This window comes from Neomoorella stamsii (assembly GCF_002995805.1).
Taxonomy (GTDB): domain Bacteria; phylum Bacillota; class DSM-521; order Neomoorellales; family Neomoorellaceae; genus Neomoorella; species Neomoorella stamsii.
Map to the genome: position 1 here is coordinate 1 of NZ_PVXL01000081.1, position 9,666 is coordinate 9,666.

Sequence of the window (9,666 nt, forward strand, 5' to 3'; positions counted from 1 at the left end):
AGGACTACCCTTAATCTCTAGTATAAGGAGTTTTTTCTTGCAAGGCCAGGTTATTTCAGGAATTTGGCTGATTTTGGGGCGCAATTGCTCTTGACATGTTTATAATTTTTTTATGCAACGCTAGTGACCCGGCATAAAAAAGATGGCGGCCCCAAAATGGCGGAAACCAGCGGGAGCGGTAAAATCAAAAAGGCAAAAGGAACTGTAATATTTTCCCCGCCGACCCCGAAACGATGCCTGTAGTGCTGGGCGTACTGGTCTCGGGGTTAATAATGACGGCGATCACCATGGGCTTTTCGGGGCGGACTGCCAGTGTAGTTAGCCCTAATTAGGAGTAAAAAAATAAGGGGAAGGGAGAATTTCCGTGATCTTCAATATTGATTTTCCCACGAAGGTGCTTATCGGGGCAGGTGCAGCCGATCAAACCGGTAAGAAATTAAAAGAATATGGCGTTACGAAAGTACTTTGTATTTACGATGAGGGTATTAAGTCGGCTGGTGTTGTAGAAAAAATCGTGCAGAATATCCAGGCGGAAGGAATAAAAGTTGTGGAGTTTAGCGGAGTGGTTTCAGATCCTCCCGATACTGTGGTCAACGAGGCGGGAGAGCTAGGCAATAAAGAGAGGGTAGATGCGGTATTAGGGATAGGCGGCGGAAGCTGCCTGGATACCGCCAAGGCAACTAATATTCTTTTGGGCAATCCAGGCCCGATAAACAAATATGATGGCGTAGGTGTGCAAAATCCTGGAAAACTATTATTTCTCATGCCGACGACTGCCGGTACGGGAAGCGAAGTCAGCCAGATTGCCGCTATTACCGACAGCAACAGTGGAGCAAAAATGGCGATATTCGGCCCCAACTGTACCGCCACTTTAGCCATTGTCGATCCCCTGCTGACATTAAGTTTACCTGCCAAGATAACGGCCGCGACCGGGGTAGATACCTTGGCCCACGCCATGGAAGCTTATACCTCCAGCCTGAATAACCCTATGGCAGATATTCTGGCTGTTGAGGCAATATCCCGGGTGGCCAGGAGCCTGCGCACCGCCGTAAAAGATGGTAGAAATGTGCAGGCTAGATTTGATATGAGCTTTGCCTGTACCCTGGCGGGAATGGCTTTTATGCAGTCCCCACCCCACTTTACCCATGCCATTGGGACGCAATTAGGGGCGAAATATCATTTAGCCCATGGTTTAAGCGTGGCCGTCGTTTTGCCCCTCCTTTTTGAGTATCTTGCCGATGTTTTTCCCGCCAAGCTGAGGGTTATGGGCCAGGCTTTAGGCCTGAACCTCAGGGAGGATCTTTCCGATATCCAGGTAGCCGAAGCCCTTGCCGATGCCGTACGCAGATTGAATAAAGAGGTCGGCCTTCCTACCTTAAAAGAAATTATTCCGGGGGCCGAACTACCGGCCGTTGCTGAAGAGACTTTCAAGTGCCCATGTGCCGTTTTTATGCCTAAGAAGATCACTGTTGAGGAAGTACTAAAAATGCTGGATAACGAATATGCCTTTTAGTTTTAAGCAAGGTTTAAGCAAGGCAGCTGCGCCAGCTCCCTAATTACGCCAAGCGAAGGTGAGGCCATATGTTTAAAGTATACCGCATTAATACCCGAACGGGGTCCGTATTATGCGAGCAGCTCAAAGAAGAGTACAAAACCTATGGGAATCGCGGCCTGGTGGCCAAGGTAATGACAGATGAGGTTAATCCCCAGTGTGATCCTATGGGGCTGGAGAATAAGCTTGTTATTTGTACGGGAATATTAGCCGGAACTGCTTTGACTACCGCCAACAGGCTTTCCGTAGGGGCCAAAAGTCCCCTGACCGGGGGCATCAAGGAAGCCAACGTCGGCGGGAATGTAGGGTTCCTCCTTGCCGGGCACGGCATCAAAATGATAATCGTCGAAGATGTTCCCAGCGACGATAAATGGCGCCTGATTAAAGTTAACGCAGATGGGCAGGTGGAGCTAGTTCCTGCCGATGATTACGTAGGATTAAATAACTATGCCCTGGTCAAGAAGCTTCACGAAAGGTACGGCGAGGATATCGGGGTATTATCGATTGGTACGGCGGGGGAAAGGGGTTATAGGATTGCTTCCCTGCAGGCAACAGACTATTCTACCAAAACCCCCACGAGAGCGGCGGCAAGAGGCGGATTGGGTGCTGTGGCCGGTTCAAAAAAAATTAAAGCCTTGGTGGTGCAAAAACCCAAGGTAAGGGCCCGCTTTCCCTATGTAGACAAGGGAAAATTCGACCAGGCGAATAAAAAATATGTAGAAGCCCTGAAGGCACCGGACAGCGGTGCTAAAGGCTTACATCTTGGCGGAACGGTGCCCCTTTTGGACCTGACGGCCCAACTGGGTATTTTGCCCGTGCGTAATTTTAGCGGCCGTTTCTTTGCTGCAGATAAACTGGAAAAAATAAACTCAAAGAAGTGGCTTGAGAGGGTGACAGCTAACGGCAAGAAGAAAGGCCGTCCTTGCCAGCCCGGATGTCTGATACAGTGTGCCCATGTATATTGTAATGACAAGGGTGAAGTAATAACCTCTGGTTTGGAGTATGAAACTTATGCCCTGTGCGGTCCCAATTGTGACATTGACAATATGGATTTAATAGCGGAGATTGATAGGGCATGTGACGACCTTGGAGTAGACACTATGGAAGTTGGTTGCTCTCTAGCTGTCATAATGGAGGCTGGTAAGATCCCCTGGGGGGATGAAGAGGCGGTTAGAGAGGTGCTCAGACAAATGGTTGAAGGGAAAACCGAGTTAGGCCGGTTGCTCGGGGAAGGGACGGCGCGGCTGGGACAAGCCCTCGGGGTGAAAAGGACACCGGCCGTAAAGGGGCAAGCTATGGCTGGTTATGACCCCAAGAACCTTAAAGGGATTGGAGTCACCTACGCCACCAGCCCAATGGGAGCCGACCACACTGCCGGAAATACCCTGGGACCGGGTGACCATAAAAATAAGGCCGGCCAGGTAGCGCGCTCCCGGGAAGCCCAGATACTAATGGCTGCATGTGATAACTTGATGTGCGTGTTCGGTTTTACCAGCGCGAAGGATCCCGGGGTATTTGCCGAGATGATAGGGGGAGCCCTTGGAGGAGACTGGAATAAAGAAACATTACTAGAATTAGGTAAGAAGACCCTCAAGATGGAAAGGGCCTGGAACAGGGCGGCAGGCTTTACGGAAAAACATGACAGGTTGCCGCAGTATTTTTATGAAGAAGATTATGATATAATGCCGGAAGAAATGCAAGAAGTATTCACCTTCTAGCCCAGGATTTCCCGCCCCCTCTCACGGGTGTCCGGCGGAGGGCCGGACGCGGCATTGTAGAAGTGGTACTTATAACCATACTAAAGGGAAGGGGATGGCCGGGCAGTTCCCTTCCCTTTATAAGGGGGGAACATGATGATCAAAGTACAGGTGAATGGGCAGGAATACGAGTGGGAAGAGGGGCAGACGGTACACGATTTAATTACTTTTTTTAAGGGAACCGGGGAATATGACGACAGGATAGGCGATCTAGCCTTCATGGTTGTGGTCAACGACTGCGTTATACCACCGGAAGAGTATAAGAAAAGACTGGTATATGATGGTGATAATGTTCGCCTTTTATCAAGATTTTTTGGAGGATGAGCGCCCTCCATGGGCCCTTCCCCTGGCGGTCATTCGTTGAAGAACAACCGGCCATAAGGGAGGAAATGAAGCATGAGCAACAAGGAGAAACTTTACCAAGAGAGGCTGCAACGCTATCAGGTGACCCTGGCTGGCGGCAAGCCGGACAAGGTGCCCGTAGTCTTTCCCTTGGGAGAATGGGTCATCAAGTATGCGAATGTTACCTTTCAGGAAGCTTATTACGATGTAGACAAATCTACAGAGATCATTGCCCGGGTGTTGACGGATGTTGACTGCGATACGATGTTTGGTTCCATAACGCCGGGGCCGGGTATATTTAATTCCTTTGGCTGTAAGTTATACCGTTTCCCCGGGATCCACCTGGGAGAAGATTGCGCCTTTCAATATGTAGAAGAGGAGTACATGCCGGCCGAAGAGTATGAAGAATTCATCGCCAATCCTACCCGGTGGGTGGTTACCAAATACCTGCCCCACATTAACGAGGAATTTGCTGAACCCGGATCTTACCGGGCTACAGTGGCCTTGATCAAGAGCGTTACGGCCTTTTCCATGTATAATACCAAAGCGGCAGAGATGGGCCAAAGGTGGGCGCGGGAATTCGGGATCGCACCGCATAGTGCTGGCATGACTAAAGCGCCGTTCGATACCCTGGGCGACACCCTGCGGGGTACGAAAGGGATACTTTTGGACCTCCGCCGCCGACCGGAAAAGGTCCTGGCTGCTTGTGCGGCCCTTGTTCCGCACAGCATTGCCTTTGCTATGATTACGGCCGGGGGGGATACCTCCTTGCCCTGCGGCATACCCCTCCATAAAGGGGCTTACCCCTTCTTGAATCGCGAATACTGGGAGAAATTCTACTGGCCTTCTTTAAAAGCCGTAATAGAAGGTTTATGGGCCAAAGGGAAGCGGGTATGGTTTTTTGCCGAAGGTGATTGGACGCCTTATCTGGACAAGATAGCCGAATTACCGGAGAAGAGCATCGTCTTCTGCCTGGATCTCACCGATGCCAGGAAGGCCAAGGAGATACTCGGCAGCAAGTTCTGCCTTTACGGTGGAGTGCCCACTACCTTATTGACCTACGGCACGCCTCAAGAAGTCAAGGACTGCGTTAAACGCGCCATAGATGAATTGGGTAAAGATGGGGGATTTGTCTTGGCCTCCGGTGGCGTGGTCATGTCCGATGCCAGGCGGGAGAACATTTTCGCCATGCTGGAGGCAGCGCGGGAGTACGGGGTATATTAAAGGCGGGGAGGAAGAGATAATGGCCGAGAAGACATCCTTTGTTCCACAACCCGGTACCTGTGTACCGTGGTCCTTCAAAAGGGAAGAATTGGGCGGGCTTGCAGGCGATGAAGAGATTGTCAGGCAGGAGTGGGAGAAGCTGGATGTCTTGGCTTATGCCTTTATATGGTTCTGGGTACAGAGATGAGGGGAGGTTTACATGAAAGCAGTAGGGTTTGTAGGAAGCCCGCGAAGGGGCGGCAATACAGAGATCCTGGTGGAGCAGGTGTTGGCCGGGGCAGCGGCATCCGGGGCGAAAACGGCAATTTACCACCTCAATGAACTCCATATCCGCGGCTGCCAGGGTTGCAACTACTGCCAGGAACACGGATACTGCCGCCAGGAGGACGATATGACTATATTATACGAGCAACTGAAGGCGGCAGACGGCATCGTACTGGGTTCGCCTATTTATATGGGGTATCTCACGGCCCAGACAAAGTTGTTTCTCGACCGGCTATTTGCCTTGTTTAAAGTGGGAGTGGGCTGCCTCCTGCCCCCGGGAAAGCGGGGTGTCCTGGTCTACTCCCAGGGCAGTGGGGATGACGCTGCCCTGATGGAAAACCTGGCCAGATGGTTTACGACCCTGATGGGGATCGAAATCAAAGGGGTTGTCGGCGGCAACGGCATGAATGAACTCGGGGCGGTTAGGCTTCGGGAGGATTTGCTGGCAGAGGCGTTCCGACTGGGGCAAGAACTGGTTTAGATATTGTCGGCCTTGACGGTCGACAAGAGCCGGCGGCGCTGTGCTAAGTGAGAACGTACACTATTATGAAGGGGGAGGCAGAAAAGTGAATAAAACCCGGTATATCTTTGTGGCGTGTCTCAGCCTGGTATTGATGGTAGCATTAGCGGCTTGTGCGCCAGCTTCAGAGCCCACGCCGGGCCAGGATGGATCGCCCATTACCCTAGTTTTTACCACCCATGATCCCGAAAGTACCTGGTGGGTACAAAATATCATTAAACCGTGGTTGAATGAAATAGAGCAGGCCTCCGGTGGGAGAATTAAAATTGAACCACACTGGGGTGGTGAGTTAGTAGACCTCAGGGATGCCTATGATGCGGTCGTGAAGGGGACTGTCGATATAGCATATTTCAATCCTGGTATGATTCCAGGCCAATTCCCCCTGGACGAGTTCTGTGTGCTCCTTTCACCTGACAAAATCAACTGGCGTCCCAGCATGACTTACTGGGAGCTTATCCAGCAATTTCCCGAGATGCAAGCAGAATACAGTGAAACCCAGTTGCTCGCTGTTGGCAAGTTTTTCCAGCCCTATCTGGGTACTGGCACGAAACCCATTAAATCCTTCGCAGATATGAAAGGTTTGCGGTGGCTATCAGTTAGTGAATGGTCAACCAAGAGACTGGAAGCCTGGGGTGCGGTACCGGCCAATGTGCCTCCTGCGGACTTATATACGTCATTGCAGAGAGGCATATTGGATGGATGTACGACCTCGTTAAATACCCTTTTTGGTAATAAATTAGGGGAGGTGATCAAATACATTACCAAGGTTAGCAACGAGAGTAATAATATAGCTGTGGTGATGAATAAAGACAAATGGAATAGCCTGCCGCCTGATCTTCAAGAGATCCTTAGGAGTCAGGGTTTAAAGTTCATACAAATGTTTGATGAAGCCCAGATAGCTGCCGATAAAGAATTCAGAGAAAAAGCTATCAAAGAATATAATATACAATTTATCGAACTCCCCCAAGAAGAGGTGGAAAAATTTAAAGCCGCCGGCGCAGCTGTATTGGATGATTTAGCTGCCACACTAGATGCTAAAGGCTTACCAGGCACGAAGGTAAAGGAGGCCTTCCTCCAGCTTGAGGAGAAGTATTCTGCACCGGAGTATGAACCGAAATAAATGAATTCAAGATAGGAGCATAAGCACCAGGTGTACCTGGTGCTTATGCTAGAGCTGTGTATTTTCATCTATTTCTCTCTATACCCCCGAGGGGATGGGGAGAAAAAATAAAACCCTCATGAAGGGCTTGAGCATCAAAGCTTGGGAGTTTCTGAGAAAGTACTTATTGATTAGAAGGGGAGAAGAGATGAACGGGCTTAACAAAGCTATTGCTGCTCTGGACAAAGTAGGAATTTTAAGCCGCTGGGTTAATATGTTTGGGGTGGCCGTACTATTTCTTATGGTTATCCTTACCTTCGTCAATGTCATCCTGCGCAAATTCTTCAACAGCCCCATCATAGGTGTGGTGGAAATCACCGAGGTTATGATGCTTGTCGCTATCTTCCTCGGTATAGCTTATACTCAGGACATGGAGGGGCATGTCAGAGTCGATGTAATTACTGCCAGGCTGGCACCAAGGCCGAAGCTGACAATGGAGTCCATCAACGATTTGCTGGCAATAGCAATGTTTGTGATTGTAATTTGGCAAGTAATTGAACGAATGTTAGTTTTTATACAAAGGAATACCATGCACAGCCCATTTCTTCCGATTCCTGCTGCTCCTATTGCGGCAATAGTAATTTTTGGCTGCATACTTCTAACGCTCTTACTCATAAGGGACTTTCTGCTTAAATTAACTGAAGCTTTGCAGCTCGGCTTAAAACTGTACCACTGGGGCCTGATGTTCGGCGTGCCTATACTTTTAGCTGGATCGGCTATATTCTGGATGCAGCCGAACCTCTGGAACATAAGCTTGCCCTTCGTTGGCCTTATCGGTATCGTTGTGTCTCTGATATTATTCTTCATGGGCATGCCTATTGCTTTCGCTCTTTTGCTGGTAAGTTTTGTATTTGTCGCTCATATCAAGGGCACGTTAATTGCCCTGGATATGGTTGGTACAGAAATGTACAGGACAGCATGCTCCTATAGCTGGTCGACTTTGCCATTTTTTGTGCTAATGGGTTTCATCTGCTTATATGCCAAATTTGGCGATGACCTTTTTAGAGCCGCCTACAAGTGGATTGGTCACCTCAGAGGAGGTATGGCGACAGCCACCATTGGCGCCTGTGCTGCTTTTGCCGCTATCGTTGGCGATAGCGTGGCAGCAACGGCCACGATGACGGCAGTGGCGATGCCGGAAATGAAGAAAGTTAACTATGATGATCATCTAACCGCGGGATGTATTGTTAGCGGAGCTGCCCTCGGGCCGATAATTCCCCCAAGTGTAACCTTCATCATTTTCGGTCTTCTCACTGGTGTTTCTATAGGTGAGCTTTTTGTGGCAGGGATTATTCCTGGAATAATTATGGCTCTTTGCTTTATAGCCGTTATCTTTGCATGGTGCCGCATCAATCCTGGAGTGGCGCCAGCCGGAGAAAGATCGGGATGGAAAAGCAGAATTGTGTCGTTAAAAGCGGTAGGCCCGGTTTTGATTCTGTTTTTACTGGTCATCGGTGGTATATATACGGGTTTATTCACCCCTACCGAAGGTGGTGCCATAGGAGCTGTTGTAGCCCTAATCTTGGGTATAATCACCAAGCGGTTTACCCTGGGGAGTTTTGCCCAATCGCTGCTTGAAGCCGGAAAGGTAACGTCAATGGTCTTTTTAATTCTGATCAGCGCTCAAATGTTCGCTCGCTTCGCGGCCTGGTGCAATGTTTCACCAACGCTTACAACGCTTATCACCAATCTTCGCCTATCACCCGCTGGCTTTGTAGTATTTGTGCTTGTTATCTTATCTCTCGCAGGTTGTTTCATCGATGGGTTGGCCTTGATTCTAATTTCAATCCCTATTCTGTACCCGATAGCGGTGTCTTTGGGGATAGATCCAATATGGTTCCTGGTACTTATTGCAATAAGTGTAAATATGGGCAATTTTACCCCGCCGGTAGGCATCAACCTTTTTGTTTTGAAGGGAATGAATAAGGACATACCTGTGAGTGTTATCTATAAAGGCGCGCTTCCTTTCGTTTTAGCAAATATCGTAGCCCTGGCGCTGCTTTTTTTCATACCGGGTTTAATTACCTGGTTACCGGCTGCTTTAAAGTAATAGAAACATGTCGTTTGTTGTTCTTCTACGATACACGTAATTTTTTGCGGAGAGTTCAGTATCAACTTTGTACGGTAGTGCTCATCAGTGCATGGGACGTATTTTCTTTTGCTTCAGGTCTTTCCGGAGCTAATTCAGATTGCCCAGTAAGTGGTGGAACAGCCTGGGGCCTTGAGAGACTCCTGTGCCTATATCTTTCTATCCTCCTGGGGAAGGGGGAGAAAAGGGGTTGAGTTCCAACATTTGGGAGACTTCGAGAAAGTACAGCTTAGATTAAGAGGGAGTCATTATATTCAAAATGTATACTTATGTTAGCAAGCCTATGTTAAAAATTGCTATCCTGTCAATCGCACTTTTAAATATAGGTACCGCCGCAACAGCACCTGCAATGCTAATATTAGATGGAACTATTGTTTTTATGTTCATTTCCTTGTGCTTTTACCGTTATTATTTAACTTTTTCTTTTTGCCCGAACCTGAAAGGAGAGCTTCAAGCCCTGCGAAAGCCAATCTGCCGGCAGTAGTCTACTTATATTTGGTTATCTATATGTTGTTCCAAGCATTGTATTATGGTGTAGTAACTAATTTAGTGATATTTATAGTTGATGAAAGTATGGGAAATGCCATCTCTACAGGTTTTTTACTTACACTCATGACGATAGCTGTTTTTTTGTAAGCGTCAAATACAACCCACCTTGGCGCAATACCCAAGTTTAAGGGATAATCTTCCTCAGAAAACAACCTGAGGAGGATTTTTTATTATGACCAAAGCCGAACGGCAAGCACTATGGGAAACCCG

8 protein-coding genes are annotated in these 9,666 nt (G+C 48.6%); all 8 read left to right on the plus strand.

The window, feature by feature from the left end; all coding sequences use genetic code 11:
- Positions 1-364: 364 nt before the first annotated feature.
- A complete protein-coding gene (locus MOST_RS16775; protein ID WP_054935427.1) occupies positions 365-1,513 on the plus strand; it encodes an iron-containing alcohol dehydrogenase in 1,149 nt (382 codons plus the stop codon).
- Between the two features lie 68 nt (positions 1,514-1,581).
- Positions 1,582-3,270, plus strand: a complete 1,689-nt coding sequence (locus MOST_RS16780) for an aldehyde ferredoxin oxidoreductase C-terminal domain-containing protein (protein WP_054935426.1) — start codon at positions 1,582-1,584, stop codon at positions 3,268-3,270.
- A 135-nt stretch (positions 3,271-3,405) separates the two neighbouring features.
- Positions 3,406-3,633, plus strand: coding sequence for a sulfur carrier protein ThiS (gene thiS, locus MOST_RS16785; protein WP_054935425.1), 228 nt, complete (start codon positions 3,406-3,408; stop codon positions 3,631-3,633).
- 72 nt (positions 3,634-3,705) lie between these two features.
- On the plus strand, positions 3,706-4,875 hold the full coding sequence (locus MOST_RS16790) for a uroporphyrinogen decarboxylase family protein (protein ID WP_054935424.1): 1,170 nt from the start codon (positions 3,706-3,708) through the stop codon (positions 4,873-4,875).
- 19 nt (positions 4,876-4,894) lie between these two features.
- Positions 4,895-5,062, plus strand: coding sequence for a hypothetical protein (locus tag MOST_RS17530; protein ID WP_170067062.1), 168 nt, complete (start codon positions 4,895-4,897; stop codon positions 5,060-5,062).
- A 12-nt stretch (positions 5,063-5,074) separates the two neighbouring features.
- The gene (locus tag MOST_RS16795; RefSeq protein ID WP_054935423.1) at positions 5,075-5,620 is read left to right on the plus strand and encodes a flavodoxin family protein; all 546 of its coding nucleotides are present in this window, start codon (positions 5,075-5,077) and stop codon (positions 5,618-5,620) included.
- Positions 5,621-5,705: 85 nt separating this feature from the next.
- Positions 5,706-6,779, plus strand: coding sequence for a TRAP transporter substrate-binding protein DctP (gene dctP, locus MOST_RS16800; RefSeq protein ID WP_054935422.1), 1,074 nt, complete (start codon positions 5,706-5,708; stop codon positions 6,777-6,779).
- 187 nt (positions 6,780-6,966) lie between these two features.
- On the plus strand, positions 6,967-8,868 hold the full coding sequence (locus tag MOST_RS16805) for a TRAP transporter large permease (RefSeq protein ID WP_161952878.1): 1,902 nt from the start codon (positions 6,967-6,969) through the stop codon (positions 8,866-8,868).
- Positions 8,869-9,666: the final 798 nt, after the last annotated feature.

Excerpts from the sequence above, each read along its gene's own strand:
- MOST_RS16780 (WP_054935426.1), top strand. The coding sequence starts at position 1,582 with ATGTTTAAAGTATACCGCATTAATACCCGAACGGGGTCCGTATTATGC.
- thiS (WP_054935425.1), top strand. The coding sequence starts at position 3,406 with ATGATCAAAGTACAGGTGAATGGGCAGGAATACGAGTGGGAAGAGGGG.
- MOST_RS16790 (WP_054935424.1), top strand. The coding sequence starts at position 3,706 with ATGAGCAACAAGGAGAAACTTTACCAAGAGAGGCTGCAACGCTATCAG.
- MOST_RS17530 (WP_170067062.1), top strand. The coding sequence starts at position 4,895 with ATGGCCGAGAAGACATCCTTTGTTCCACAACCCGGTACCTGTGTACCG.
- MOST_RS16795 (WP_054935423.1), top strand. The coding sequence starts at position 5,075 with ATGAAAGCAGTAGGGTTTGTAGGAAGCCCGCGAAGGGGCGGCAATACA.
- MOST_RS16805 (WP_161952878.1), top strand. The coding sequence starts at position 6,967 with ATGAACGGGCTTAACAAAGCTATTGCTGCTCTGGACAAAGTAGGAATT.